General features: G+C 59.4%; 24 protein-coding genes, 1 other RNA gene and 1 pseudogene. 11 read left to right on the top strand and 15 right to left on the bottom strand.

From position 1 onward, the window contains the following. Positions 1–30: 30 nt before the first annotated feature. The 4 genes from WDN46_13635 to WDN46_13620 form a co-directional block, all read right to left on the bottom strand. Positions 31–168, bottom strand: coding sequence for a hypothetical protein (locus tag WDN46_13635; GenBank protein ID MEJ0094433.1), 138 nt, complete (start codon positions 166–168; stop codon positions 31–33). A 14-nt stretch (positions 169–182) separates the two neighbouring features. After that, entirely contained in the window at positions 183–671 is a 489-nt protein-coding gene (locus WDN46_13630; GenBank protein MEJ0094432.1) for a ferritin-like domain-containing protein, read from the bottom strand. Positions 672–743: 72 nt separating this feature from the next. Further along, complete coding sequence (gene ligD / locus WDN46_13625; protein MEJ0094431.1) at positions 744–3,404, bottom strand: DNA ligase D; 2,661 nt, start codon at positions 3,402–3,404, stop codon at positions 744–746. Beyond that, the gene (locus WDN46_13620; GenBank protein ID MEJ0094430.1) at positions 3,404–4,312 is read right to left on the bottom strand and encodes a Ku protein; all 909 of its coding nucleotides are present in this window, start codon (positions 4,310–4,312) and stop codon (positions 3,404–3,406) included. Before WDN46_13620 ends, ligD begins: the two co-directional genes overlap by 1 nt. Before the next feature lie 517 nt (positions 4,313–4,829). Here WDN46_13620 and WDN46_13615 point away from each other — a divergent pair. The 3 genes from WDN46_13615 (at position 4,830) to WDN46_13605 (ending at position 6,013) form a co-directional block, all read left to right on the top strand. Then, on the top strand, positions 4,830–4,991 hold the full coding sequence (locus WDN46_13615; protein MEJ0094429.1) for a DUF3309 family protein: 162 nt from the start codon (positions 4,830–4,832) through the stop codon (positions 4,989–4,991). A 171-nt stretch (positions 4,992–5,162) separates the two neighbouring features. Continuing rightward, complete coding sequence (locus WDN46_13610; GenBank protein MEJ0094428.1) at positions 5,163–5,483, top strand: hypothetical protein; 321 nt, start codon at positions 5,163–5,165, stop codon at positions 5,481–5,483. Continuing rightward, on the top strand, positions 5,480–6,013 hold the full coding sequence (locus tag WDN46_13605; GenBank protein ID MEJ0094427.1) for a hypothetical protein: 534 nt from the start codon (positions 5,480–5,482) through the stop codon (positions 6,011–6,013). The genes WDN46_13610 and WDN46_13605 overlap by 4 nt, the downstream gene beginning before the upstream one ends. Before the next feature lie 47 nt (positions 6,014–6,060). Here WDN46_13605 and WDN46_13600 read toward each other — a convergent pair whose 3' ends face one another. Further along, positions 6,061–6,885: a response regulator gene (locus WDN46_13600; GenBank protein ID MEJ0094426.1), complete on the bottom strand. Its 825-nt coding sequence runs from the start codon at positions 6,883–6,885 to the stop codon at positions 6,061–6,063. A gap of 144 nt (positions 6,886–7,029) precedes the next feature. Here WDN46_13600 and WDN46_13595 point away from each other — a divergent pair, with 144 nt between their 5' ends. Both WDN46_13595 and WDN46_13590 read left to right on the top strand, forming a co-directional pair. Further along, positions 7,030–7,461: a NepR family anti-sigma factor gene (locus WDN46_13595; GenBank protein ID MEJ0094425.1), complete on the top strand. Its 432-nt coding sequence runs from the start codon at positions 7,030–7,032 to the stop codon at positions 7,459–7,461. Positions 7,462–7,535: 74 nt separating this feature from the next. Beyond that, entirely contained in the window at positions 7,536–8,093 is a 558-nt protein-coding gene (locus tag WDN46_13590; GenBank protein ID MEJ0094424.1) for a sigma-70 family RNA polymerase sigma factor, read from the top strand. Positions 8,094–8,155: 62 nt separating this feature from the next. On the opposite strand, the gene WDN46_13585 is transcribed toward WDN46_13590, so the two are convergent. Then, complete coding sequence (locus WDN46_13585; protein ID MEJ0094423.1) at positions 8,156–9,031, bottom strand: undecaprenyl-diphosphate phosphatase; 876 nt, start codon at positions 9,029–9,031, stop codon at positions 8,156–8,158. Positions 9,032–9,385: 354 nt separating this feature from the next. After that, complete coding sequence (locus WDN46_13580; protein ID MEJ0094422.1) at positions 9,386–10,243, bottom strand: YihY/virulence factor BrkB family protein; 858 nt, start codon at positions 10,241–10,243, stop codon at positions 9,386–9,388. Positions 10,244–10,414: 171 nt separating this feature from the next. Here WDN46_13580 and WDN46_13575 point away from each other — a divergent pair, with 171 nt between their 5' ends. Both WDN46_13575 and rmuC read left to right on the top strand, forming a co-directional pair. Next, the gene (locus tag WDN46_13575) at positions 10,415–10,744 is read left to right on the top strand and encodes a hypothetical protein (GenBank protein ID MEJ0094421.1); all 330 of its coding nucleotides are present in this window, start codon (positions 10,415–10,417) and stop codon (positions 10,742–10,744) included. Continuing rightward, positions 10,695–11,582 (top strand): DNA recombination protein RmuC, encoded by an 888-nt coding sequence (rmuC, locus tag WDN46_13570; protein MEJ0094420.1) that lies wholly within the window; start codon positions 10,695–10,697, stop codon positions 11,580–11,582. The genes WDN46_13575 and rmuC overlap by 50 nt, the downstream gene beginning before the upstream one ends. 25 nt (positions 11,583–11,607) lie before the next feature. Here rmuC and WDN46_13565 read toward each other — a convergent pair whose 3' ends face one another. The 5 genes from WDN46_13565 to ffs all read right to left on the bottom strand — a co-directional run bounded on the left by WDN46_13565 (position 11,608) and on the right by ffs (position 15,309). After that, complete coding sequence (locus tag WDN46_13565; protein ID MEJ0094419.1) at positions 11,608–11,973, bottom strand: VOC family protein; 366 nt, start codon at positions 11,971–11,973, stop codon at positions 11,608–11,610. Positions 11,974–12,223: 250 nt separating this feature from the next. Next, on the bottom strand, positions 12,224–12,829 hold the full coding sequence (gene recR / locus WDN46_13560) for a recombination mediator RecR (protein MEJ0094418.1): 606 nt from the start codon (positions 12,827–12,829) through the stop codon (positions 12,224–12,226). A 13-nt stretch (positions 12,830–12,842) separates the two neighbouring features. Continuing rightward, the gene (locus tag WDN46_13555) at positions 12,843–13,166 is read right to left on the bottom strand and encodes a YbaB/EbfC family nucleoid-associated protein (protein ID MEJ0094417.1); all 324 of its coding nucleotides are present in this window, start codon (positions 13,164–13,166) and stop codon (positions 12,843–12,845) included. 53 nt (positions 13,167–13,219) lie between these two features. Continuing rightward, positions 13,220–15,124, bottom strand: a complete 1,905-nt coding sequence (locus WDN46_13550; GenBank protein MEJ0094416.1) for a DNA polymerase III subunit gamma/tau — start codon at positions 15,122–15,124, stop codon at positions 13,220–13,222. An 88-nt stretch (positions 15,125–15,212) separates the two neighbouring features. After that, positions 15,213–15,309: signal recognition particle sRNA small type (gene ffs, locus WDN46_13545), an RNA gene on the bottom strand. Positions 15,310–15,463: 154 nt separating this feature from the next. On the opposite strand from ffs, the gene nudC reads away from it, so the two are divergent. From nudC to pnp, 4 genes are all read left to right on the top strand, one after another. Next, the gene (gene nudC / locus WDN46_13540) at positions 15,464–16,420 is read left to right on the top strand and encodes an NAD(+) diphosphatase (GenBank protein MEJ0094415.1); all 957 of its coding nucleotides are present in this window, start codon (positions 15,464–15,466) and stop codon (positions 16,418–16,420) included. Between the two features lie 28 nt (positions 16,421–16,448). Then, the gene (gene queC / locus WDN46_13535) at positions 16,449–17,144 is read left to right on the top strand and encodes a 7-cyano-7-deazaguanine synthase QueC (protein ID MEJ0094414.1); all 696 of its coding nucleotides are present in this window, start codon (positions 16,449–16,451) and stop codon (positions 17,142–17,144) included. Positions 17,145–17,564: 420 nt separating this feature from the next. Continuing rightward, entirely contained in the window at positions 17,565–17,834 is a 270-nt protein-coding gene (gene rpsO / locus WDN46_13530; GenBank protein MEJ0094413.1) for a 30S ribosomal protein S15, read from the top strand. Positions 17,835–18,130: 296 nt separating this feature from the next. Next, on the top strand, positions 18,131–20,275 hold the full coding sequence (gene pnp, locus WDN46_13525) for a polyribonucleotide nucleotidyltransferase (protein ID MEJ0094412.1): 2,145 nt from the start codon (positions 18,131–18,133) through the stop codon (positions 20,273–20,275). Positions 20,276–20,362: 87 nt separating this feature from the next. On the opposite strand, the gene WDN46_13520 is transcribed toward pnp, so the two are convergent. The 3 genes and pseudogenes from WDN46_13520 to WDN46_13510 form a co-directional block, all read right to left on the bottom strand. Then, positions 20,363–22,564 carry a 3-hydroxyacyl-CoA dehydrogenase NAD-binding domain-containing protein gene (locus tag WDN46_13520; protein MEJ0094411.1) on the bottom strand — a complete coding sequence of 734 codons (2,202 nt, stop codon included), beginning with the start codon at positions 22,562–22,564 and terminating at the stop codon, positions 20,363–20,365. Between the two features lie 90 nt (positions 22,565–22,654). Beyond that, positions 22,655–23,864 (bottom strand): annotated as a pseudogene (locus WDN46_13515) (acetyl-CoA C-acetyltransferase). 87 nt (positions 23,865–23,951) lie between these two features. Beyond that, positions 23,952–25,745: an acyl-CoA dehydrogenase C-terminal domain-containing protein gene (locus WDN46_13510; GenBank protein MEJ0094410.1), complete on the bottom strand. Its 1,794-nt coding sequence runs from the start codon at positions 25,743–25,745 to the stop codon at positions 23,952–23,954. Positions 25,746–25,910 lie beyond the last annotated feature (165 nt).

The following is a 25,910-nucleotide window of genomic DNA, read 5'->3' as shown; positions in this document are numbered from 1 at the left end:
TGATCAGCTCAACCGGGAATTGGTCATGCGCTAATGCAGCAAGTATATGAGCGCGAAGGCGACGATGACCAGCGCCAAGCCGCCATAGAGCACATAGTGCAAGGGCGCTCTGTTGCTTCCTTGACGCGCTTCGGTCTTGTTCAGAACGACTTGCGGCTCTTGATCCATCGCTAGGCTCCTGCTCAGGCCGCCGTCCGATTGACGCTCGCCAGCGCTAGCTGCGTCAAAGTCTGATCCGTTTTCTTTTCCTCATCGAGCGTCTCGCGCAAGAGCTTGCTCGCCTCGCCCATGCCGAGTTGGTCAGCCCACGCGATCAGTGAGCCATAACGCGCAATCTCGTAATGCTCGACAGTCTGCGCGGCGGCTACAATGCCCGCGTCGCAAACCTCGGCATCGTCGATGTCCTCCATGGACTCCTTGGCCTCTGCCAATATGCCGTCCATAGCTTCGCAACGGATGGATCGCGCCGCAACGCCGCAGTCATCAAAGATTTTTTCCAATCTTTCGATTTGATGTTCTGTTTCTCGCCGATGCTTTTCAAAAGCCTGCTTAAGCTCAGGCGAATGAGCGCCCTTCTCCATCTTCGGAAGGCTCTTGTAGATCTGCTTTTCGGCGTAATAGATGTCCTTCAGCGTATGCAGAAAGAGATCGTTCATAGACTTAACGGCCATGGTGCTTCTCCCAATCGCTGCGAGCAAAACGCCCGCGCTCCAGACATTGGAAGCATTTACGCGCCAGAAGGTTCACCGCGTCGCGCGTATTGCGGCCGATTTTTTTGCGGGCAGAACCTGCTTGATCTTGTTGATTCCTTGCCAAGGTTCAGCGTGCAGCGTCTGCAAGCGCCGGTCGACGTTAGCGAGGGTGAAATAATCAGCCCGCGTGATCGAGTTCAATTCGTCCCAATCAAGCGGCATTGAAACGCCTGCCTCTGGCCGCGCCCGCGTGGAATAAGCCGCGATGGCGGTTGCGCCGCGAGCATTGCGCAAATAATCAATGAAGATACGACCGATGCGTTCGCGCTTCGCCATGGTCGCCGTCAATTGACTGGGTTTTGCCGCCGCCATAGCCTCGGCGACCGCGCGGCAATAGGCCTTGGCGTCGTCCCAATTAGATCCAGGCGCGATTGGCGCCACGACATGCAGGCCTTTGCCGCCTGACGTTTTGACGAAGCTTTCAAGCCCGTCCTCACGCAGTCGTTCGCGCACCTCTAGCGCCGCCGCGACAAGGTCGCCCCAGGTGATTTTATCGCCGGGATCGAGATCGAAAATCAGCCGATCCGGAGCCTCAAGATTATCAATCTTCGCGCCCCAAGGATGAATTTCGAGAACGCTCGCCTGCACCAGCGCCATAAGGCCGTCGAAATCGGCGATGCTCACAAGCGATTTATCGTCATGAGGATCTTCCGTCAGCACGATGTGCTCGTCCGCTCCCTCCCATTGATGTTTCTGGAAGAAACAATCGTGATCGATGCCCGTCGGGCAACGCACGAGGGCGAGCGGCCGGCCGATAATTTGCGGCCCGATCAGCGGCCACGCCAAATCGTAATAGTCGGCGAGCGACTGCTTCGTGAATCCCGCCTGCGGCCACAACACGCGATCGGGATGAGTGAGCTTGACGCTCGTTTTCTGCGCGGCCACTGCTTTGGATCTGCTCATCTGCCAGCCTCCCGCTGGCGGCGAAACCGCGACTTCGCGAACGATCTCGGTCGGCGCCTTATCGTCGCGCAATCCTTTGAACGAGGCTTGGCGCAGCATGTTGGCCGTGGTCCAGCCGCGAAACTCGATTTCGGCGACAAGCTTGGGCTCGCTCCAACGAACGTCGCGTCGAGCCTCGGCTGTAAGCGGCCCATCGACCGGAGGCTTGTCACGCTTGATCTTTTCAAGTTCGCCAAAAAGATCTTTGGCCATCTGCTGGTTATAGCCAGTTCCGGCGCGGCCGGCGTGATTGAGCTTTCCCTCGTCGTAATACCCAAGCACGAGCGAGCCGATCGCCTTTGGCGTCGCCGTCGAAAGCGTATAGCCGATGACCACGAATTCCTGACGGTTGGCGCATTTGGCCTTCAACCAATCGCCGTCGCGCCCAGAGCGATAGGGCCTCTCGATTTGTTTTGAAACGATGCCCTCTGCTCTGAGAGCGCAGACATGCTTCAGCAACGTTTCGCCGTTGGCGGCGAAATGCGCGCTATAGCGAAGCGGGCCAGCTTGCGGCGCTGTTGCGATCACCTGTTCGAGCACGGCTTTGCGCTCAGTCAGCGGCGCAGGGCGCAGATCAAAGCCATTGAGATAGAGGAGGTCGAATGCGTAGAAAACGATCGCTTCTTGCCGGCCCTCTTTCAGCGCGTCCTGTAGCACTGCGAAATCGGCGATCCCGCCCTTGTCTTCGACGACAGCCTCGCCATCGAAGATTGCGCTTTCAACCGGCAACGCCGCAATTGCATTTGCGATCGAGGGAAATCTTTGCGTCCAATCGAGGCCGCGCCGCGTGCGAATGATCGTCTCGCCCGCATCGAGCGCAGGCTGGAGGCGGTAGCCATCGAATTTGATCTCATGCGCCCAGCCGGCGCCCGAGGGCGGCGCGCTTGACGCCGTCGCTAGGCACGGCTCGATAAAGCCCGGCATCTTGGCCTTCCGCGCGGCTTTTGGCGCGATAAATGTGAAAGGCTTCGCGGCGACGTTCCGCTTGGCCGATTTGGGGGCCGGCTCGGCATCGCCTTGCGGCAATGGCGCGCGGGCGCGCTGGCGCGGCGTCAACTCCTCGGCCGATGCGGCTGGCGGCGCGGCGGACTTTCCGCTTGTCCATGTGCGGCTCAAGGAATCCTTGGCGATGGCCTCAACCGGCTTGCCGCTCAGCACCGAAAGCGGCATCTCTTCAAGGATGTCGGGGTCCTTGGCCTCGCGCGCGAAATCATCGGTGGCTTTGATGAGCAGCCAATTGTCGCCGCGCTCGCCTTTTCTCTGCGCCATTCGCACGAGATGCCAGCCGCCTTTCAGCTTCTCGCCTTCCAAGGTGAAATTAAGATGGCCTTTGGCGTAGCCCTTGTGCGGATCGCCTTCAGGACGCCATATGCCGCGATCCCAAAGGATCACCGAACCCGCGCCATATTGGCCTTGCGGGATCATCCCTTCGAATCCGCCGTAATCGAGCGGATGATCTTCGACATGGACGGCAAGCCGCTTTTCGCCGGGGACGAGGCTTGGGCCTTTGGCGACCGCCCAACTCTTCAACACGCCGTCAAGTTCAAGGCGAAAATCATAGTGCAGTCGTCGCGCCGCATGCTTCTGGACGACGAAGCTTAGATCCGGCTTCGCCGCGCGGCGCGACGCCTCTTCTCCGCTCGGCTCCCGCGTTACCGTGAAATCGCGCTTGGCGCGATAGGCTTCTAGAGTTTTGGCCGGAGAGCGCATCAACTCGCCCTTTTCGCGCGCGCTTTAACGACGGTTGCGGCCTTGGGTTTCTGCGGCGTTGCGTGCGCTTGCGGCCTCGGCTTTGAGGCAGCTTTAGCCTTATCCGCGCCAGAAGCCTTGGCCGCGCCCCCCTTCTCTGTCGCGAGGCTGCGCCGGAGAGCGTCCATCAGGTTGACGACATTGCTCGGCTGCGGCTCATGAGGCGCTGGCGCAGGACGACCGGCGCGCTTGGCGCGAATGAGATCGACCACCGCTTCCTGATAATGATCCTTGAATTTGGCGGGGTCGAAGTTCGTCGCCTTTGTGTCGATGATATGCAAAGCAAGATCGAGCATCTCTTTGTCTAATTCGATCCTGGGAATTTCATCGAAATAAGCGGCATCGTCGCGCACCTCATAGCCATAGCGCAGCGTCGTGCCCATGATGCCCTTTGACCTCGGCTCAAGCAGGATAATGCGCTCGCGCCCGTAAAGCACGACGCGGGCGACGCCGACCATATCCCGGACCCGCATTGCCTCGCGAATGACGGCGAAGGCCTCTTCGCCGACCTTGTCATCAGGAGCGATGTAATAGCGGCTGTCGTAATACACCGGATCGACCTCAGATCTCGGTGCGAAGCTCTCGATATCGATCGTATGGCTGCTCTCGATTTCGATTTGACTGAGCTCGTCATCGGTCACAACGACATAATCGCCCTTGGCGATTTCATAACCCTTCACCCGCTCGTCCCGATCGACGATGTCGCCAGTTTCGGCATCGACATATTGCTGTTTGAGACGGTTTCCAGTCTCGCCATTCAGCATATGAAACGAGACTTTTTCGCTGGCGCTAACGGCGGGAAAAAGCGCCACCGGACAGGAAACCAGCGATAACTTGAGATAGCCCTTCCAATTGGCCCGTGGCGGCATGACGCTCCCCTGATACGCAACGCGAGGAATAGCCTACAAGAACGCGGCCTCTGCTTTTCCGGTTCCTTAAGGATTCACTCTGGAACCTCGAGATCAATGCCGCGTTGCTGGCCGTTCTTCAAATCTTCTAAAGGATCTTGATCTTGAGCGCCGTTCGCTACGTCAAAACCCAGCAGCCGCCGAAGCCTCCAGCCCCGGAGCCTGGGCCGCCCCCCCCCCCGGCAATATTCCAGCGCCGCCGCGGCAGCCGGAAATCCCCTCGCCAGACCCCGCCCCGCCGCCGGTCGACAATCCGGGAGACATTCCACCGCTTCCCCTCGGCGACCCTGACGTTCCTGATCCCGGCGGCCCAACGCCCGCCAATCCTCCGATGCGATTGACTGGCGAGAAACCTGGAAATCAGAGATTCTAAACGACGGAATTACGAGTAAACAGTAGACAGGAACTATTTCAACAGCGAGAGAGTTGGCGTTACATACGGCTTTAGAATATCGGTGTTTTAATAGTGAGGTTTGCGATGTCTCTCACGACAATCCTCCTGATCGTGCTTATCCTAATGCTGGTAGGCGCTATCCCATCTTGGCCGTACAACCGGTCGTGGGGTTATGGCCCCTCCGGCATCGTCGGCGTGCTTCTCGTCGTCGTCGTTATCATCCTACTCACGCGCGGCGGCGTCTGACGCCCTGTGGTTGGGTTTTGAATTGTGAGCACAGCTCAAAGCCGCAACTGATGCGGCCTGGAGCTGCGTCCCGGTTAGCTGCGTCGCGGGTTTTTGTTAGGCAGCGTGGCGCTTCAGGCAGTTGCGCCAGTCATAAAAATCAGTGACGTTCCTCGAATTGATGGAGTCAACATGACCAACGATAAGCCTTTTGAAGAAGCTTCGCACAATTTCGCTGCTGACTTGACGGCGTTGCGCGAGGATATCACGAGATTAAGCGCCTCGGTCACAGAGCTGGTGCGCGGGCAAGCGTCTGTGACGACGGAGTCGGTTTTCGGCGCCGTCGACGCCGCGCGCCAAAAGCTGTCCGATGGAGCCTCGGACGCCAAAGACCGGCTGGCGGGGGCCAGTTCAGATCTTGAAGCCACGATCGAGCGCAATCCACTCATTGCAGTCCTCATCGCGATGGCGGCGGGACTGTTGATCGGATTGATGAGCCGCGCTCGTAAATGAATCCGCTGATCGCGCGGGTCGCTCACGATGCAGCCGCCCCGCTGGAGGCGATGATTGCGCGGCTGCTGAAAAAAGTCGCGTTGGTCGCCCTCGGCATGGGCTGCGTAATCGCCGCTTCGGTCTTTCTCACGATCGATCTTTTCGCTTTTATCCAAACTTTGGCGGGGACATTGGTGGCGGCGCTGAGCGTCGCCGCACTCTTTCTGATCGCCGCGATTGTCTGCCTCTGGTTAGCAAGTCGTCCCGAGAGAGCGGCGACGGCCGCGGCCCAGCCGCTTGCAGCCGTTGCGTCCAAGGAGGCCCAAGACAATCTGCCGAAGCCCAATCCCGAATTCGTGGCCAAGATCGACGCGATAGTGGCTCCCATTCTGGAGATTTTACGTCAGGCTGGCCTGGAGAAGGAAGCATTGGCGGTCGAGGCCGGAGCTGAGATCGCCAAACAGCTCAACGCTTTTTCACTTGTCGGCTTTGCGATTGTCGCGGGCGTCGTCATTGGCCGAATTTTGCGGAGCAAGCGAGCGCTTTTGTAAGGCGGCAGGAGTGCGCCGCTGCCGCCGAATGCTCACGCCGCCCCTTCTCAGGCGAGAACGTTTCTCGATTTTGTTTCGTCTTTGCGATGCGATTTACGATCGAAAAACAGCGCCTGGCTGATGACTGCTTTCAGACTGTCGACTCCGAAAGGCTTGGTGATCAGGAATGCGGGCTCCGGCGGCGCGCCGGTCAGGAACCTTTCCGGATAGGCGGTAATGAAAATCACCGGCACGGAGAAGTTGCCCAAAATTTCATTCACCGCTTCAAGGCCCGAACTGCCGTCCGCGAGTTGAATATCGGCGAGAATCAGACCTGGGCGTTCTTTGGCGATGGCTTCCACCGCCTCGCGGTGCGTCCGCGCCACAGCGATGACTCTGTGGCCCTGCTCCTCGACCAATGTCTGCAAATCGAGCGCTATGAAAGGCTCGTCCTCGATGATTACGACATCGGTGCGGATCTGATTGGCGATTTCCTTACCAGCTGCGTCAATCAGACTTGCAGCCTCCGCAAGGGGGCAATCGAGCGCGGCGGCGACTTCTGCGGTATTGAATCCTTCGAGCGAGCTTAGGAGAAAAGCGATTCGAGGCCGCAATGTGATGGCTTCAAGATTGCGATGAGCGCCGGCTTCATCGCCAGAAAACCCGAGCTCATCGACGTGATCATTAACTGAGACGGAGCCCCAGACCTCAAGGAACAGACGGTAAAGCGTTGTGCGCACATCGGCGTCAGAGTCGAAATTGCCGGGGTCCGCAACGATCGCCTCAAGGGTGGCGAGCACATAAGCATCTCCTCCCGCTTGCGACCCTGTCAGAGCCCGAGAAAATCGGCGCAGATAGGGGATATGCGAAGAGATAGCTTGAGAAATCGACATCGATAAACGCCCCTTTGACCATTAGCGCCGCGTCAAGCAGCTCGGTCTGAGAATGCAAATTGTTAAGAAAGGTTCCAGGCTTGCGGAACTTTACCCCATGTGATGCGTTAGAAGGCGCTGAGTGCAGCAAACTATTTGTGAAGTTTGCACGTCGAACACGGGTTTATCAAGGCGTTTGGAAATGCCAACCGGCCATCTCGGGATGGCGGCCATGGCGTAACCGCCACTGAGGAGGGTAACGAAGATGGTGGGAACCGAAACAAAGGTGATCCTGTGGTGAAGACAACGAAGTCGGACAGTGGAATGTCGAAGGGACCGGACTTACGTTCGAACGTAGTAACAACCGACAGGGAGTATGACTCGATAGATCTCGATGAATATGTGGACGGCAAAATAGTCGCCGTATCGCGTATAAGGAAGACATCGGCCAAGCCCGAAATGGGGGATCAAATTGGCCTCGGTCTACGCAGCGTATACAATGACGTTTTGTCACAACCGGTCCCCGACCGGTTTTTTGATCTTCTGCGGCAGCTTGAAACCGCCTCGGGCGCTCAGTTCAAGAAGGATGCTTCGTGACAGCGGAACAGAAGGAATTTCTCGACGACGAAACGGAAGTGGACGCGCCGGTTGACCGGGCGGCGAGCGCTCAAATCACGGCGGACATTCTCGCGGTTATCCCCAATTTGCGCGCCTTTGCGGTCTCGCTATGCGGCAATCTCGATCGCGCCGACGATCTGGTACAAGAGACCTTAGTGAAGGCCTGGAGCAAGCTCGGCTCGTTTGTCGAGGGGACGAACCTCAGAGCATGGCTTTTTACAATTCTGCGCAATATCTATTATTCCGAATATCGCAAGCGAAGGCGCGAGGTCGCGGACTCGGATGGGACCATCGCCGCCAAGCTGGCGACCGCCCCGGCGCAGAACAGCCACATGGACATGCTCGATTTTCGCGAGGCGCTTCAGCAATTGCCGACCGATCAGCGCGAGGCGCTGATTCTGATTGGCGGCTCCGGCTTGTCCTACGAGGAAGCGGCGGGAGTCTGTTGCTGCGCAGTCGGCACGATGAAAAGTCGCGTCAACCGCGCGCGTGGCCGTCTCGCCGAGCTTTTGTCGATCAGTTCGAGTAGCGAGTTTGGCGACATTAGCGACTGGCAGGCAGCGGATCCTGTCCTGGTCGGCCAGCGTTATTTGCGCGGCACAGGCGATTGATTGCGCTCTGTAGGAGTAATGAATAAACCCCGAAAAGTCAGAAGCCTTTTCGGGGTTAGAATTCAATTCTGCAGCCAGCCGACCCAAACGCCAGCGAGAAGCAATACGCCCATCAGCGCCCGATAGATAACGAACGGCCACGCTGAGAAGCGCTCCAAGATGCGCAAGAGGCCCCAGATGGCGGCGAAGGCCGAAATCGAGGCGATGACGAGGCCAAACGCCAGAATCGACCAGCCTTGCGCGTCGAGATGGGCCTTATGCAATTCCCATAATTCTTTCAGACCGGCGGCGGCTATTGCTGGAAGCCCAAGCAGAAACGAAAAGCGGGCCGCCTCTTCCCGCTTGAAGTCCCGAAAAAGGGCGGCGGTCAAAGTCGAGCCCGACCGCGAGACGCCGGGGATAAGCGCGCCGATTTGCGCAATTCCAATCACCAAAGAGTCTTTCAACGTCGCGTGGTCGAGCGTGCGCCTCGGCCGCGAATAGATCTCGGCGAGCGCGAGCAAAGCCGCCATCACGATGCAGGCGACGCCGATGACGTTGAGGCTGCGCAACGGCGAGTTGCAGGTGTTGAGAATGGGCGCGAGCAGGATGCCCGCAATGATGATCGGGAGCGTCGCCAGAATGATCCAGACCGCGAAGCGAAAGTTCCAGTCCTTGAAATCGCGCCGCCGCGCCGCGCCAATCGAACCGAAGACGAGGCCGCGCACATCGCTCCAGAAATAGCTGACGACCGCTGCGAGCGCTGCAACCTGCATCGCCGCTGAAAAGGCCGATCCTGGATCCTGCCAGCCGAGCACAGCAGGGACGATTCGCATATGAGCCGTCGAGGAGATCGGCAGAAGCTCGGTAATGCCTTGTATGACGCCAAGAAAGCCAACTTTGGCGTAGCCAAGCGCGACGAAGCCAGTATCGATCCCTTCAGTGCAGGCAGAAGCCATCGTTAATCTTCCTCGAGTTTGCACGCCGCGACGAAACGCGGCTTGCGTTCAATCTTGTTTTTCCAGAGTCCGGGCAGAAGATCAACGCAAAACCAAGCTCTAGCTAGAAGCTGATGGTAAAGATGCCGCGGCGCTTCACCGCAGAGCTTCACGCGGCGGCTCATGCAGATAGTTTGCGGCATAATTACACATCATAATTACACATGACGAAGCGATTCATCGCCCCGACATCCCGAGCTGGACAGCGACGCATAACGATTGCGAGTCGGATTGCTGCTGTGCGGCTTTCAGCAGGTTTTTTTTCGCCGAGGTCGGCGCGCAGGGCCATCGTCTCTCCGAGCTCTCCTGACAGAACTATTCCAAAAGCCCGTTAGCCGCCTCATCCGGCTTTCGTCTTGCACGCGAAATCGCGGCGTTCAGTTCGCCGCCGAAGATGAAAATGGAGGCGATCATGTAAAGAAACACCAGAGCGATCATCACGGAAGCAAGGCCCGCATAAGTAGTGACGTAATTGCGGGCGAACTCGGCCAGATAGGAGCCGAACAGGATGCCAGCCGCGACCCAGAAAGCAAAGGTGAACGCAATTCCGGGGGCGATGTCGCGCAGTGACTGTCGCTTGGCGGGCAACAATTTGTGCACAATGACGAGCGCCACCAAAAGCACCAAAGTGGCGATGCTGAATCGACTAAAAGTAACCAGCCTGTCAAGCGGCTCGAGACCCGGCGCAAAGCGCAATACTACCGACCAGATCAACGGCGCGAAGACAACGAAAAGAGCCAAAGTCAGCAGCGCGAAAGCGCCGATGAAAACGTAGGCGATCGATTCGAGGCGCAGTTTCCACCAAGGCCGCATTTCCTTGACGTCGTAAGCGCGGTTGAGGCCAACGCGCAGCGCCTCTACGCCGCTGGAGGAGAAATAAATCGCCAACACGACGCCGATGGTGAGGAGACCGCCGCGCGGCTGCGTCAAGACGCTATGAATCTCTTTCGCCAGCGGCGCTGCGACTTGATCCGGCCAAGTCTGGAACAAAATCTTCACCGCTTCGTCAGCGAGGCCCTGCGAACCCAGAAAGCCGCCGAGCGCCGTCACAAAGATCAAGAAAGGAAACATCGATGTCAGGATCGACAGAGCGATATGGCTCGAGATCGCCCAGCCGTCGTCCTCAACAAAGCGCATGCAACTTTCATATATAACCCGAAAAACAAAGCGCATCGCCAAGACGCCTCATGCGGCCGGAGCTTAAGAGATAGCACGAAAGATCAACTGGCGTCGTTCCTCGCTCTCGCCGCTCGCGAGCGCAAAAATGCTCTTGCAACTTGAACTCCTTATGTCAAATGTTCCAGATTCGTTCCAGCATCGCCCCGAATCATGTAAAGACGCCCTATGGAGCGCGTGGTTTTCTTCCTCAATGGCGCGCCGGTAGAGGTCTGGCGGCTGCTTGTCGGAGCATTGGCGATCGCCCTTGCGCTGCTGGCCTATATGGCGATCAGCATTGCGCGGTCCGCGCGCGCGAGGAGCGTCGACGCCCTCAGCGCAGCGGAGCGCCAGCGCGAGATGGAGCAAGCGATGGCCGTCATCGCGCGGCAGAATGCGGAGCTCACCGGCCGCGTCCGCAGCGTGGCTGAGGTTTTGGGGGTCGCGCCAGACCGATCTCGCGCGGCTTGTGGCCGAACGGCTCGACGCCGTCGGCGTGCGCGTCGGCGTCGGCCTTGAATCCTCCGGCAAGAGCGCCGGCGAGCAGCTCGCCAAATTGAACGAACGGCTGGCCGTGATCGACGCGGCGCAGGCGAGACTGACCAGCCTGACCGAGGAGGTCGTCAGCCTCAAGGATATTTTCGCCAACAAACAGGCGCGCGGCGCTTTTGGCCAGGGCAGGCTCGAAGCCATCATCCGCGACGCCCTGCCCGACTCGGCCTATGCGTTTCAGCATACGCTCTCGAACAGAACGCGGCCCGATTGCGTCATCCGCCTGCCCGGCGATCCGCGCCTCATGGTGGTGGACGCCAAATTTCCGCTTGAAGCTTTCGCCGCGCTGAAATCGGCCGACAGCGAAGAGGCCCGGAAATATGCCGCCGCCCGCGCCCGCGTCGATATGGGCAAACACATCCGCGATATCGCCGAGCGTTATTTTCTTCCCGAGGAAACTCAGGATATCGCCATGCTGTTCGTCCCGTCGGAATCGCTTTACGCCGACATTAACGAACATTTCGATGATGTCGTTCAAAAAGCTCACCGCATGCGCATCATCATTGTTTCGCCGTCGCTGCTGGTGATGGCCGTGCAGGTCATGCAGGCAATCGTGCGTGACGCCAAGGTGCGCGAACAGACGCATATGATCCAGGCCGAAGTGCGCCGGCTCGTTGATGACGTCATGCGGCTCCGCGCGCGCGCAGCAAAGCTCGACGCCCACTTCCAGAACGCGCAGGAAGATGTCGTTCAGCTCATCGCTTCAGCCGACAAAATCGCCAAATGCGGCGAGCGGATCGACCAGATGGACTTCACCGACGACGGTAATATCGCCGTCGTCGAAAAAATGAAGGCCGCCGAATAGCAGCCTCTCCCGCAAAGGGCCGGCGTCACTTCGTCTTTGATTGCCAGAACCCGATCGTCGCGCCTGTGGGATCCGTAACGATTGACAGCCAGCCCGCGTCCATCACTTCGGTAACGTCACGGCAGATCGTCGCGCCAAGCGCCTCGGCTTTCGCCGTCGCCGCCGCAATGTCATCCACGAGAACATAAGGCATCCAGGCGGACTTCATGCCGGGCCCAGGCGTTTGCATCATGCCGCCACCCGTGCCTTCGCCGACGCTGATCATCGTGTAGTTCATCCCCGGACCGATTTCTTGATCGTCCAGCTTCCAGTCGAACATACCCTGATAGAATGCCTTCGCCTTGGCTAGATCAGTAGTGGTGAGCTCAACGTGAACAAAAGGATTGGCCATGACTGCTCCTTTGCGTTGCGCGATCTCGGCGAACGAATTCGCCGGTTAGATGATAGGGCTGTGACGCGCCGCGTAAACCTCAAAGATCGCGAAGGAACGCCAAAGGCAAAAAGGGCTCTTTTTGCTTTCTGCTGATCTGGGTCGGCCATCGCGCGGGGTGGAGCATTGGTTAGCCCAGCCTTTGGCTGGTCAATAAGCCCGCGCGCAACCTGGCCGGAAAATACGCCAAAGCGTCCAAAGATATGGCCGCCTAAAAATCGGTGCGGGCGCGCATCGCTGCGGCGAGCGTGCCTTCATCGAGATAGTCGAGTTCGCCGCCGACGGGAACGCCATGTGCGAGACGGGTAATCTTGACCTTCAAATGCGCCAGAATATCGGTGATGTAATGCGCCGTCGTCTGCCCATCGACCGTGGCGTTGACGGCGAGAATCACTTCCTTGATCTCATTTTCCGTCACGCGCGAAACGAGACTGTCGAGATTCAAATCCTTGGGGCCGACGCCATCGAGCGGCGACAAGGTTCCGCCAAGGACATGATAACGCGCGCGCAAAGCGGCGGCGCGTTCAAGCGCCCATAAATCGGCGACCGTCTCAACGACGACGAGGGTCGCGCCATCTCGCCGCTCGTCACTGCATATGGTGCATGGATCGCATGTATCGACATTGCCGCAGACCGAGCATGTGACGATTTTCTCGCGCGCGACCCGCATGGCTTCGGCCAGAGGTCCAAACAGCTCTTCCCGTTTCCGAATCAAGTGCAGCGCGGCGCGGCGCGCCGATCGCGGTCCAAGCCCAGGCAAACGCGCCAGCAATTGGATGAGGCGCTCGATCTCGGGACCCGAGACGCGCTCTCCCATCAGTTTAAATCCATCAAAACGGCAGTTTCATGCCGGGCGGCAAAGCAAGGCCGGCGGTCATGCCTTGCATTTTTTCTTCCATCAGGCGTTCTGATTTCTTCCGCGCATCCTCATGCGCGGTGACGATGAGATCCTCAAGAATCTGCTTCTCCTCGGCCTTAAGGAGCTGATCATCGATGACGATGTTTTTCAGGCTGCCTTTCGCGCTCAGGGTGACCCGCACCATGCCGCCGCCCGACTGGCCTTCGACTTCAAGGCGCTCCATCTCGGCTTGCATCTCCTGGATCTTCTCCTGCATGGCCTGCGCCTGTTTCATCAACCCCAACATGTCGCGCATCACTGATCCTCTTTCTTGGCGGGAGGGCCAAAGACTATCTTGGAAATCTTCGCTCAAAGGTCGCCCTCGCCGTAATCGTCGATAAAACCGATGTCATCATCCCCAGGTTTTGTCGCGGCGCCTGACTGCTCCGGCGTCGCCGCCTCTTCGCTCGAGCGGACAGCGACAATCTCGGCGCCGGGAAAAAGTTCGAGGACGCGCTTCACCAGGGGATCGGCCCGCACTCCCATGATCGACTGCTGCGCCTTGGCGTCTTCAACCTCTTTCAGGCTGGGCGCGCCGGGTTCGCGCGAGATCGCGACCATCCAGCGCCGTCCGGTCCATTCCTGCAACCTGCGCGTCACGGTCTGTGCGAGTTGCGGCGAGGCGTCGGGCGTCGCCGAAAACTCGATCGCGCCATCCTCGAACCGCACCAGCCGAACATCGCGTTCGAGGGCGAGTTTCAGTTGTATGTCGCGATGTTGCGCAGCAAGCGCAACGACATCCTCGAAGCGGGCCAGCCGGGCCGAGGGCTCCTGCGCGACCGGGAGCGGCGCAAACGCCGCCGCCGCGCTTGATCTCGTTGGCCCGGAGCTCGCATCGCGCGCCGGATAATCGCGCCCATTTTGATTGCGCGCGTTTAAATCTCGCCCTGCCGGCGTAATTGCCGCCGGAGCAGTTTTCGGCGCATCAGCCGGAGAGGCGCCCGCCGTCGCCGCCAATTTGCGCAACGCCTCGTCGGGCGTTGGCAGATCGGCGGCATAAGCAAGGCGCACAAGAACCATGTCGGCGGCGGCCAAGGGGCGCGGCGAATCCTTGACCTCTTGCAAACCTTTGGTCAGCAATTGCCAAGCTCTGGTCAAAACCGGCATTGACAGCATCTGCGCGAAACGCGAGCCCCGGCTGCGCTCATCCGGCGTGATCGCGGCGTCATCGCCGGCTTCCGGGGAAAGCTTCAGCCGCGTAATGAGATGCACGAATTCAGCAAGTTCGACGAGAACCGCCGCCGGATCGGCCCCGCCGTCGTAGAGATCTTTGAGGCCGCCAAGCGCTTGCGCCATTTGGCCCTGCATCACCGCTTCGAACAGATCGATGATGCGGCCGCGATCGGCGAGTCCCAACATAGCGCGCAGATTTTCGGCGGAGATTTCCCGCTGTCCTGACGCGGGGCCATGAGCGATAGCCTGATCCAACAGCGAAAGCGCGTCGCGCGCGGAGCCTTCGGCGGCGCGAGCTATCAAAGCGAGCGCCTCATCCTCGATCGCGACCCCCTCCTTGGCGCATATCGACGCGAGATATTTGATCAAAACCGCCGAATCGATGCGGCGCAGGTCAAATCTCTGGCAGCGCGAGCGGACCGTAATCGGCACTTTGTCAATTTCCGTCGTCGCAAACAGAAATTTGACGTGGTCCGGCGGTTCTTCCAAAGTTTTCAAAAGGCCATTGAAGGCCTGTTTCGACAGCATATGCACTTCGTCGATGATATAGACTTTGGTGCGCGCCATGACCGGCCGGTAGCGCGCCCCTTCGATGATTTCGCGCACGTCGTCAATGCCGGTGTGCGAGGCGGCGTCCATTTCGATGACGTCGACATGGCGCGAATCGATGATCGCCTGGCAATGAACGCCAAGCTCGGACATATGAATCGTTGGGCGCGTCACCGCCGCCTCGGCGCCGCGGCCCGGCAACTCATAATTGAAGGCGCGCGCCAGGATCCGAGCCGTCGTCGTCTTACCGACGCCACGAACGCCGGTTAAAATATAGGCTTGGTGAATGCGATCGAGATCGAAGGCGTTGGACAGCGTTCTGACCATAGCCTCCTGCCCGATCAGGTCCTCAAAACCAGCCGGGCGATATTTTCTTGCGAGAACGCGATATGGCGCGGGAATCGCGTTGGCGGCGCTGGCTGCGCCGTCAAAACCGAGCGGCAATGTCTCGCCGCCGTAGGCGCTCGCATTTTCGATGCGATCGTCTTGCATCGCGATAGCCCGTTCGAAAGGAGAAGACGGCTTTGAACTGATGTGGTCGCACCCGCGTCGCGCGCTGGCCGACCGCATAAATGCGTCAAGTGGGAGGCTGGACAGAGACCCGCCCGGTCTCGTTAGGGCTGCTTCCTTCCGGACCTGACCCGGTTGGCGAGTGGTGCGTCCACCGCCAACCTCCCGAACTCTATTTGGACTGCCGGCGGAAATTTCGCAACCTCCCAATCGGGTGGGATAGAGAATTGGCTCAAATCGAGACATGATTTGTTGAGAATGACCGAAGGGCATAAGTTCGCCGCGGTCTGGCTCCAGACTGACCGCGACTGAGGAAAATTGATGCACGGCCGCACGCTTCACCCAAACGACCTCAAAGAACGCTCGGCGCGCGCGGGTTTTGCCGGCAATCGGCTCAATCGCATGTCCGAAAAGCGCGACGACGTCGAATTTATCGATCGCTTGAAGCAATTGCCGACGACGCGCAGCCTCGTTTTGTCCGGCGACACGCCGGTCCTGAAACGCGTCGGAGACGGTTTTGACGCTCTTTTCACCTTCAGCGAAGCAGAGAGGCTGGGCGCCGTCCGGGAGACCGCGTTTCTTGGCTGCGACGGCGAAACGGCGCTTTTCGCGATGTTGATCGAGATCGAGGCGCCCGAAAAAGCCCCTGCCCGCGAGGACGTCGCTTTGCTTGATCTGCGCGCCGTCGCGGCGCAAGAGCTCGTCCCGGCAGAGATGCTCGGCGTGTTCGGCCAGACCAAAAGCCTAATGTCCTGGCATGCGCGGCATCGATTTTGCTCGAATTGCGGCGCGCCGAGCCGGGTTTCCGCCGCCGGCTGGCGGCGCAGCTGCGATGTCTGCGGGACCCACCATTTTCCCCGCACCGATCCGGTCGTCATCATGCTGGTGATCTCCGGCGAGGACTGCCTGCTTGGACGCCAGAGCAGCTTTCCAACCGGGATGTATTCCTGCCTCGCCGGATTTATCGAAGCGGGCGAAACCTTTGAGAATGCAGTCCGCCGCGAAGTGTTGGAGGAGGCGGGAATCGTCATCGGCCGAGTCGATTATCTGGCCTCGCAGCCCTGGCCATTCCCCAGTTCGCTGATGATTGGCTGCATCGCGGACGCGCTGAGCCGCGATCTGACGATCGACGCCGAACTCGAGGACGCGCGCTGGTTTAGCCGTGCGGAGATTCGCCTGATGCTTCAGAACGCCCATCCGGCGGGGCTGCTCTCCCCGCCGAGGATCGCCGTGGCCAATCTGCTTATGACGGCCTGGGCGGCTGGCGAGGTCTCGTGAATAGGCGGCGGAAAGCGGAGGGCGCGCCGTGATCGGAAAGGCGCTGGTGCTGTTTTCTGGCGGGCAAGATTCAACCACGTGTCTCGCCTATGCGCTTGAACGCTGGACCCATGTCGAAACGATCGGCTTCGATTACAACCAGAGGCATCGGATCGAACTCGACCAGCGGGCCGCGATTCGCGACGCGATCTGCCGCGAGTTTCCCGCTTGGCGCGAGAGGCTCGGCGAGGATCATCTGATTCGCATCGAGGCTTTGGCCGAGATCTCGGCCACGGCGATGACGCATGACATCGCCATCGAAATGGATGAGCGAGGCCTGCCGAACACATTCGTCCCCGGCCGTAACCTGATGTTCCTCACTCTGGCGGGGGCGCTCGCCTATCGGCGCGGCCTCGCCCATATCGTCGCCGGCATGTGCGAGACAGATTTTTCGGGCTACCCCGATTGCCGAGACGATAGCGTCAAAGCTATGCAGCTCGCCTTGAACCTTGGCATGGACTCGAGGTTCAACGTCGAGACGCCTCTGATGTGGTTGGACAAGGCCGACACCTGGCGCCTTGCGGCGCGCCTTGGCGGCAAAGCGCTGATCGACATCATCAATGAAGAGACGCACACCTGCTACCTCGGCGAGCGCGGCGTCAAACATGAGTGGGGCTACGGCTGCGGCGCCTGCCCGGCCTGCGTTCTGCGCGCCAAAGGCTGGCGCGAATTTAGCGCCGCGTGAGTTTCCGAAATTGCGCGCTGTTGAGATATTGCGTTGATTATACCTAAGCTCGCGTTTGGCTCGCCCGCAAATCGCCTACCGCAATCCTATGCAGCGCGGGAGCAGACCAAGCAACGTGTAAAAAAAGACGGCGAATGACTTCTTCCTGAGTGCGGCTCTATTTGCGGATAATTTGCAGAACTCTGGGGCGACCGAAATCCTTCGCTCGCACAGCCATATTTTGCCAGAGCGCCCCTTTCGCCGCCGTTTCTTTTCTGTATAAGTGGCTTACGCGATCGTCGCGCAACCCATCGGCGCCTACCCTGCTGGACGACATCCCGGCAGGGCTGCGGCTTTGGTTATCCCCTTCCAGTCCGGCCCTGCGCCCCATGCATGTGGGTTAGCAACGCCTCTGGTTATTATTTGTGAAAGGTCCACACGATGTCGATTACAGCGGAGCGCAAACAGGCGCTCGTTAAAGATTACGCTTTGAAGGCCGGCGATACTGGTTCGCCCGAGGTGCAGGTTGCGATCCTGACAGAGCGGATCACCAATTTGACCGAGCATTTCAAGACCCACGTCAAAGACAACCATTCGCGCCGGGGCCTTCTGAAGCTGGTCTCGCAGCGCCGTCAGCTGCTTGATTACGTCAAGACCAGAGACGAGCCGCGGTACAAATCCTTGATTGAACGTCTGGGCATCCGGCGCTAGATCTTTCCCGAGCCTCTTCCGCTTGGCGTAAGCGCTGCCGGACTAGGCCTGATTTGCATTAAACTATCGAAGGCGGAGCCGTAGGCCTCGCCTTTGCGGGAAGCGACGGCATGGGGCCGTCGTCCCGACACCTGGTGAAGACAAATGCGCCATGGCAGGATCGCCAGGCGCTGTACGCGGCGGCTCTTGGCATGATCCTCTATCATGCGGCGCATCAAAGAGCTCTCCCCGCGACAGCTTCTTGCCGTCTTGCTCTGGCACCAGTCTTCGCCTTTCATTATAAGAAAGACGAATAAATGTTTGAAATCCATCGTGAAGAACTCGATTGGGGCGGCCGGAAGCTTGTGCTTGAGACAGGCAAGATCGCCCGCCAGGCCGACGGCGCCGTTCTCGCCACCTATGGCGAAACCACCGTCCTCGCCACCATCGTCTCCGCCAAATCCGCAAAGCCCGGCGTCGATTTCTTTCCCCTTACCGTCAATTATCAGGAAAAAGCCTTCGCGGCCGGCCGGATTCCTGGCGGCTATTTCAAGCGCGAAGGGCGCCCCTCGGAAAAAGAGACCCTTGTCTCGCGTCTGATCGATCGCCCGATTCGGCCGTTGTTTCCAGAAGGCTATCGCAATGAGACGCAGGTCGTCGTGACCGTGCTCTCCCACGACCTCGAAAATGACCCCGACATTCTGGCGATGGTCGCGGCTTCGGCGGCGCTGACTTTGTCGGGCGTGCCTTTCATGGGTCCGGTCGGAGCGGCGCGCGTGGGCTTCATCAATGGCGCGGTCAAGCTCAATCCGACGATTGAGGAGCTGAAGGATTCAGCGCTCGATCTCGTCGTCGCCGGCACGGGCGACGCCGTACTGATGGTCGAATCGGAAGCCAAGGAGCTGTCCGAAGCGGTTCTGCTCGAAGCCGTCATGGCCGGCCATCGCGGTTTCCAGCCGGTGATCGACGCGATCATCAAGCTTGCCGAAAAGGCTGCCAAAGAGCCGCGCGATCTTGTCGTCGTCGACAAGGAAGCAGTCGAGACGGCGGTGCGCCAGATCGCCGAGGCCGAGTTGCGCGAAGCCTATAAGATTACCGCCAAGCAGGATCGGTATAAGGCCGTTGACGCAGTGAAAGCGAAAGTCGCGACGGGGCTATTTCCAGAAGGAGCGGAGCCTCGCTTCTCGAAAGAACTCGTCAACGAGGTGTTCCACGATCTGCAAGCCAAGGTCGTGCGCTGGAACATTCTCGACAGCGGCATCCGCATCGACGGACGCGACGTCCGCACGGTTCGCCCGATCCTCGCGGAAGTCGGCATTCTGCCGCGCACCCACGGTTCAGCGCTATTCACGCGCGGCGAGACGCAAGCCCTTGTGGTCGCGACGCTTGGCACGGGAGAAGACGAGCAGTTCATTGACAGCCTGGAAGGCACCTACAAAGAGCGCTTCCTGCTGCACTACAACTTTCCTCCCTATTCGGTTGGCGAAACGGGACGGATGGGCTCGCCCGGCCGTCGCGAAATAGGCCATGGCAAGCTAGCCTGGCGCGCCATACGCCCGATGCTGCCGACCGCGGCTGAGTTTCCTTATACAATCCGCGTCGTTTCGGAGATCACCGAGTCGAATGGCTCGTCATCAATGGCGACGGTCTGCGGCTCATCGCTGGCCCTGATGGACGCCGGCGTTCCGCTGAAGCGGCCGACCGCCGGCATCGCCATGGGCCTCATCCTCGAGGGCGAACGCTACGCGGTCCTGTCCGATATTCTCGGCGACGAGGATCATCTTGGCGACATGGATTTCAAGGTGGCCGGAACCCAGGACGGCATCACCTCGCTGCAAATGGACATCAAGATCACCGGCATCAACGAAGAGATCATGAGGGTCGCTCTGGAGCAGGCCAAAACCGGCCGGCTGCACATATTGGGCGAAATGGCCAAGGCCCTCACCGGAGCGCGCGCTGAGCTTGGGGAATTTGCGCCACGCATCGAGACGTTGAAAATCCCGACCGACAAGATCCGCGAAGTGATCGGCACCGGCGGCAAGGTGATCCGCGAAATCGTCGAGAAAACCGGCGCCAAGATCAACATTGAAGATGATGGCACGGTGAAAGTCGCGTCATCCGACGGCAACTCGATCCGCGCCGCGATCAACTGGATCAAGTCGATCGCGAATGATCCGGAAATCGGCCATATTTACGAAGGCACGGTCGTGAAGGTGGTCGATTTCGGCGCCTTCGTGAACTTCTTTGGCTCCAAGGACGGTCTTGTTCATATTTCACAGCTCGCCAAAGGGCGCGTCGCGAAATCCTCCGATGTCGTCAAAGAAGGCGACAAGGTCAAAGTGAAACTGCTCGGCTTCGATGAACGCGGCAAAGTCCGCCTGTCTATGCGTCTCGTCGATCAGGAGACCGGCGAAGACCTCGAAGGCAAGGAAAAACTCGAGCAACAGGCAGCCGGCGAATAAGCGCGGCCTTTGCTTGAATGCTATCGAGGGCGCTCCAAAAGAGCGCCCTTTTTCTTGTCCAGGCGTCGAGTCTGGCCAGACTCGACGTCAGGCGGCTTTTTTTGCGAAGCGGCCGTAAAATGTCTCGTGCGCTTTCGCCATGTCGATCAGAATCTGCGGCGGCGCAAACCGCCGGCCGTATTTACGGCTCAGCTCGTCACACAGCACGACGAATTGCGGCAAGCCGATTCCGTCGATGTAGCTCAAGACGCCGCCCGTAAATGGCGCAAAACCGAAACCGATGATCGAGCCGACATCCGCCTCGCGCGGGTCGCTCACGACGCCGTCCTCGATCGTTCGCGCGGCTTCGAGAGCCTGCGCGACGAGAAATCTTTGCTTGAACGAAGCAATATCTACGCTGTCTGGATCAAGCTTTGTCGGCTGGAGCGCGGCAAGGCCGGGCCATAGCGATTTCGCGCCGTGCGCCGGATAGTCGTAAAAGCCCTTGCCGTTTTTGCGGCCCAAGCGGCCGTGGTCGACAACCAAGGCTTTGAGCAAGGCTTCCTGCTCTGCGTCTATGGCCTCGGCCCCAAGATCTTCCCTCGTCGCCTCCAATATTCTGAGCGCGAGATCGAGCCCGACTTCATCATTGAGAGCGAGCGGCCCCACCGGCATTCCGGCCATCTTGGCGATGTTCTCGATCATTGCGGGCGGCGCGCCCTCGCGCAGCATGATATGGCCTTCGCGGATATAAGCCCCGACGCAACGATTGGCGAAAAACCCGCGCGCATCATTGACGACGATCGGCGTTTTCTTGATCGCGCGCACATAGTCCAACGCCGCAGCCAGAGCGCGCGCGCCGGTTTTCTCGCCAAGAATGATTTCGACGAGCAGCATTTTCTCGACCGGCGAGAAAAAATGCACCCCAATGAAATTTTCAGGCTCCGCGTAGGCCTCGGCAAGCGAGGTAATCGGCAAGGTCGATGTGTTCGAGGCGAAGATGGCGTCGGGACCAAGCACCTTGCGAACCTTGCGCGTCGCCTCGGCCTTGATCGCGCGATCTTCAAAGACCGCCTCGATCACAAGATCCGATCCCGCCAGCTCCCCATAGTCGGCGGATGCCGTGATGCGGGATAAAAGCGCCTCTTTCTCGGCGCCCTTGGCCCGGCCCTTCAGCACTTGCGAAGAGATCAGCTGCTCGCAAAAGACTTTGCCTTTGTCGGCGGCGGCTTGATCGCGATCGATCAGCACGACATCCATCCCAGCCGCCGCCGTTACATAGGCGATCCCGGCTCCCATGAAACCGGCTCCGAGAACGCCGACTTTCCGAATCACGGTCGGAGGAAGATCGGCGGGACGCCGCGCGCCTTTGTTCAATTCGCCCATGGAAATGAACAGCGAGCGGATCATCGCCGCAGCTTCTTTCGAACGCAGGATTTTCGCGAACCAGCGCGCCTCGACGCGCAGCGCCAAATCCATCGGCAGTTGCAGCCCTTCATAGACGGCTTGCAAGATCGCCTTGGCGGCCGGGTAATTATCATGCGTCTCGCGGCGATAGATCGCGTTGGCGGCGGGCCAAACCATCATGCCTTGCGGCGAGAACACCTTTCCCGAGGGAAGCCTAAATTCTTTGGCGTCCCACGGCGCGACGCTTGATCCGCCCGCCGCGATCCACGCCTTCGCTCTAGCGACAACCTCGTGCTTTGGCGCAACCTCATGCACAAGGTTCATGGTCTTGGCGGCCTTCGGCCGAATCTGATCGCCTTTGAACAACATTTGCAGCGCATCGCCTGTCTGCATCAGGCGGGCGACGCGTTGAGTCCCGCCAGCGCCGGGAAACAGGCCGACCTTAATCTCCGGCAGCCCGACCCGAACTTTGTCATCGTCGCCGATGACGCGGTAATGGCAGGCGAGCGCCAGCTCGAACGCGCCGCCAAGGCAGAGGCCATTGATCGCTATGGCGAATGGCTTGCCGCAAGTTTCGAGCTTGCGATAGAGCAGCGATAGACTCCGCGCGGATTCATAAAAGAGCTTCGTAGCTTCCTCTTCGCCCTTTTCCGCGAGCGCCTTTTTATAATCCTGCGCTGCGCTCTGGAGCATGGAAAGATCGGCGCCGCCGGAAAAAGTCTCCTTGCCCGAAGTTATAACGCAGCCCTTGATCGACGGCTCCGCAGCGACATGGTCGATGACCTGTTCGACCTCGCTCATGACCTCCGGGGTGATCACATTCATCGACCGTCCCGGCATGTCCCAGGTGAGAAGCGCGACGCCGTCCGTCTCGATCTCGAATTGAAAGTTCACGAGATTCATTTGTCGCTCCCCGGCGAAAATTTGAATTTCTAAAGCATGTTTTCACGCATGACCTCATCCGAAAAGTCTGCAACTTTTCGGGATCATGCTTTAAACCCGCTCAATGATCGTCGCGGTGCCCATGCCGGCGCCGATGCACAGTGTAATAAGCGCCGTCGCTTTGCCGCTGCGCTCCAGTTCATCAAGCGCCGTCCCGAGCAGCATCGCCCCGGTCGCACCGAGCGGATGGCCCATCGCTATCGCGCCGCCATTGACGTTGAGCTTCGTCGTATCGAGATCGAAAGCCTGCATGTAGCGCAACACCACAGCGGCGAAGGCCTCGTTGACCTCAAAGAGATCGATGTCGCCAAGGTTCATTCCGGCGCGCGCCAGAAGTTTTCTTGTAACGTCGACGGGGCCGGTCAACATCATCGCGGGCTCCGAGCCGATATTGGCGAAAGCCTTGATTTTGGCGCGGGGCTTTAGGCCAGTCGCCTGCCCTGCCTTCGCGGAACCTATCAAAACAGCGGCGGCGCCATCGACAATGCCGGACGAATTGCCGGCGTGGTGGACATGGATGATTCTTTCAACTTCGGGATGCGCATCGATCGCGACGGCGTCGAAGCCGCCTTGTTCGCCCATCAAGGTAAACGACGGTTTTAGCGCGGCGAGAGACTGCATATCGGTTGATGGCCGCATATGTTCATCGCGATCGAGCAGCGTAATGCCATTCACGTCGCGCACAGGCGCGATCGACCTTTTGAAATGGCCGTTAGTCCAGGCGCTTGCCGCGCGTTGTTGCGACATTACCGCATATTCATCGACGTCATCGCGGGAGAAGCCGTATTTCGTCGCGATGAGATCGGCGGAGACGCCTTGCGGCATGAAATAGGATTTGATCGCGATCGATGGATCGACAGGCCACGCGCCGCCCGAGGCGCCAAGGCCGACACGGCTCATCGATTCGACGCCGCCTCCGATGGCGAGATCATGCTGCCCCCGCCATGACTTGGGCGGCCGCGAAATTAACCGCATCGAGCCCCGACGCGCAGAAGCGATTGATTTGAACGCCGGGAACCTCATCGCCATAATCCGCGGTCAGCGCCGCAGCGCGGGCGATATTGCCGCCGGCCTCGCCGACGGGATCGACGCAGCCGAGAATCACATCGTCAACGAAGCTGACGTCGAGTGCGTTGCGATCCTTGATCGCGCCGAGAACCGTGGCGGCTAGCGCAAGGCTCGAGACTTCGTGCAATGCGCCGTCCGACTTGCCGCGTCCGCGCGGCGTGCGCACGTGGTCATAGATGAAGGCTTCGGTCATGCTATCCTCTTCGCGCGCGCTCGAGACAAAGCGCATCTCTCTTTCAATATTGTGACATCGAGGAGAGCGCAGGCCCAGCGCATAAGCCTAGAACTGTTCTGGTGCCAGCGCCATCACCGTGTCGGCGCCGGCTTCTATGCGGGCGAGGCGCACACTCGTTTCCGGCATCATGCGCTCCATGAAAAATCTCCCCGTCAGCAATTTACTTTCAAGAGCAGCGGCGTCGCCCTCGCCTCGCGCCAGTTTCGCCTGCGCCGCCTTGGCGATCTTGGCCCACATGAAGCCGAGCGCGACCAGCCCAAAGAGACGCATATAGTCATAGGAGCCAGCCCCGGCGTTCTCAGGTTTCGCCATTGCGTTTTGCATGAACCAGAGCGTCGCCTTTTCGAGATGGCCCGAGCCCCGCCGCAGGCCATCGAGATAGAGCTTTAAGCCAAGGTCCGCCTCATTATCTTCGATGAAGGATTTGATTTCGGCAAAAAAAGCCATTACGGTGCGGCCGCCGTCCTTGGCGAGTTTGCGGCCGACGAGATCGAGCGCCTGGATGCCGTTCGCGCCCTCGTAGATCATGGCGATGCGCGCATCGCGGACGAACTGCTCCACGCCCCATTCGGCAATATAGCCGTGGCCGCCAAAAATCTGCTGCGCCTTGACCGCATTTTCGAAACCAAAATCGGTAAGCACGCCTTTCAGCACCGGAGTCAGCAGACCCAGATGATCGACCGCCGCAGCCTGCGCGTCCTTATCCCCCGAGCGATGCGCGACGTCGCTGCGCAGGGCCGTCCAAATGACGAGCGCGCGGGCGGCTTCGTTGAAGGCGCGGATCTCCATCAGATTGCGACGGATATCAGGGTGCACGATGATCGGATCGGCCAGCTTGTCCGGATTTTTCGGCCCGGACATTGAGCGGCCCTGCAGACGATCCTTGGCGTAGGCGACTGCGTTCTGATAGGCGACTTCGGAAATCGCCAAGCCCTGAATTGCGACCCCGAGCCGCGCCTCGTTCATCATGACGAACATCGCGTTGAGACCCTTGTGCGGCTCGCCGATCAACCAGCCTGTGGCTCCATCATAATTCATGACGCAGGTGGAGTTGCCGTGAATTCCCATCTTCTTCTCGATGGCGCCGCAGGCGACGGCGTTGCGAGCCCCGAGCGAGCCATCGGTCTCGATCAGGAATTTCGGCGCGACAAACAGCGAAATGCCTTTGACGCCGGAGGGCGCCCCCTCGATGCGGGCGAGCACTAGGTGGATGATATTTTCGGCAAGGTCATGCTCGCCCGATGAGATAAAGATCTTTTGCCCGGTGATGGCGTAAGAGCCATCGTCGTTCGGCGTAGCCTTAGTCCTCAGCAAGCCGACATCCGTGCCGCAATGGGGTTCGGTCAGATTCATGGTGCCCGACCAGGCGCCGCTGATCAGTCTTGGCGCAAACATCTCTTTTTGCGCCTCGGTCCCATGGGCCAGCAACGTCGCCAACGCGCCTTGGCTAAGGCCGGGATACATCGCCAAAGCCATGTTCGCGGAACTGGCGAATTCATTGACGATGGCTGTCAGGGTGTATGGCAGCCCCTGGCCGCCAAAATTTTCGGGAGCCGACAATCCGACCCATCCGCCGCCTGTGAAAGCGAGATAGGCCGATTTGAAGCCCGGCGGCGTCAGCACATCGCCATTCTCTTGCCGGGCGCAACCCACCCGATCGCCGATCTGATTAAGAGGCTGCAGCACTCCTTCACAGAGTTTGCCCGCCTCGGACAGGACAGCCTCGGACACATCTGGCGTCAGGTCGGCGAAACCTTGCAAATTACCGTAGCGGGCGATGTCAAAAACATCGTGCAAGAGAAATAAAACGTCTCCAATCGGCGCTTTATAGCTCGACATATAATTTCCCCGCTTGCGGATGCGCAGACTGGGCGCCGGCTCGCGAGAGCTGGAGCGCAACCTATGCTAAATTCCAGATAGCATTACTGCGCCTTTTTGGAAGGCCTCCCAGCGAACTCTTTGCCCTTTTCGGCAGCAGAATGGAGCTTCCGCCCGCGACTCCGA

Origin of the sequence: Methylocella sp., assembly GCA_037200525.1 — a bacterium.
Lineage (GTDB): Bacteria > Pseudomonadota > Alphaproteobacteria > Rhizobiales > Beijerinckiaceae > Methylocapsa.
The sequence above is the reverse complement of the archived record's forward strand: the minus strand, read 5'-3'. Positions and strand labels throughout refer to the sequence as shown.

What these genes read in the sequence shown, in the direction of transcription:
- WDN46_13635 (MEJ0094433.1), bottom strand. Translation starts at nt 168, where the DNA reads ATGGATCAAGAGCCGCAAGTCGTTCTGAACAAGACCGAAGCGCGTCAA.
- WDN46_13630 (MEJ0094432.1), bottom strand. Translation starts at nt 671, where the DNA reads ATGGCCGTTAAGTCTATGAACGATCTCTTTCTGCATACGCTGAAGGAC.
- ligD (MEJ0094431.1), bottom strand. Translation starts at nt 3,404, where the DNA reads ATGCGCTCTCCGGCCAAAACTCTAGAAGCCTATCGCGCCAAGCGCGAT.
- WDN46_13620 (MEJ0094430.1), bottom strand. Translation starts at nt 4,312, where the DNA reads ATGCCGCCACGGGCCAATTGGAAGGGCTATCTCAAGTTATCGCTGGTT.
- WDN46_13615 (MEJ0094429.1), top strand. Translation starts at nt 4,830, where the DNA reads ATGTCTCTCACGACAATCCTCCTGATCGTGCTTATCCTAATGCTGGTA.
- WDN46_13610 (MEJ0094428.1), top strand. Translation starts at nt 5,163, where the DNA reads ATGACCAACGATAAGCCTTTTGAAGAAGCTTCGCACAATTTCGCTGCT.
- WDN46_13605 (MEJ0094427.1), top strand. Translation starts at nt 5,480, where the DNA reads ATGAATCCGCTGATCGCGCGGGTCGCTCACGATGCAGCCGCCCCGCTG.
- WDN46_13600 (MEJ0094426.1), bottom strand. Translation starts at nt 6,885, where the DNA reads ATGTCGATTTCTCAAGCTATCTCTTCGCATATCCCCTATCTGCGCCGA.
- WDN46_13585 (MEJ0094423.1), bottom strand. Translation starts at nt 9,031, where the DNA reads ATGGCTTCTGCCTGCACTGAAGGGATCGATACTGGCTTCGTCGCGCTT.
- WDN46_13580 (MEJ0094422.1), bottom strand. Translation starts at nt 10,243, where the DNA reads ATGCGCTTTGTTTTTCGGGTTATATATGAAAGTTGCATGCGCTTTGTT.
- WDN46_13575 (MEJ0094421.1), top strand. Translation starts at nt 10,415, where the DNA reads ATGGAGCGCGTGGTTTTCTTCCTCAATGGCGCGCCGGTAGAGGTCTGG.
- WDN46_13565 (MEJ0094419.1), bottom strand. Translation starts at nt 11,973, where the DNA reads ATGGCCAATCCTTTTGTTCACGTTGAGCTCACCACTACTGATCTAGCC.
- recR (MEJ0094418.1), bottom strand. Translation starts at nt 12,829, where the DNA reads ATGGGAGAGCGCGTCTCGGGTCCCGAGATCGAGCGCCTCATCCAATTG.
- WDN46_13555 (MEJ0094417.1), bottom strand. Translation starts at nt 13,166, where the DNA reads ATGCGCGACATGTTGGGGTTGATGAAACAGGCGCAGGCCATGCAGGAG.
- WDN46_13550 (MEJ0094416.1), bottom strand. Translation starts at nt 15,124, where the DNA reads ATGCAAGACGATCGCATCGAAAATGCGAGCGCCTACGGCGGCGAGACA.
- nudC (MEJ0094415.1), top strand. Translation starts at nt 15,464, where the DNA reads ATGCACGGCCGCACGCTTCACCCAAACGACCTCAAAGAACGCTCGGCG.
- rpsO (MEJ0094413.1), top strand. Translation starts at nt 17,565, where the DNA reads ATGTCGATTACAGCGGAGCGCAAACAGGCGCTCGTTAAAGATTACGCT.
- pnp (MEJ0094412.1), top strand. Translation starts at nt 18,131, where the DNA reads ATGTTTGAAATCCATCGTGAAGAACTCGATTGGGGCGGCCGGAAGCTT.
- WDN46_13520 (MEJ0094411.1), bottom strand. Translation starts at nt 22,564, where the DNA reads ATGAATCTCGTGAACTTTCAATTCGAGATCGAGACGGACGGCGTCGCG.
- WDN46_13510 (MEJ0094410.1), bottom strand. Translation starts at nt 25,745, where the DNA reads ATGTCGAGCTATAAAGCGCCGATTGGAGACGTTTTATTTCTCTTGCAC.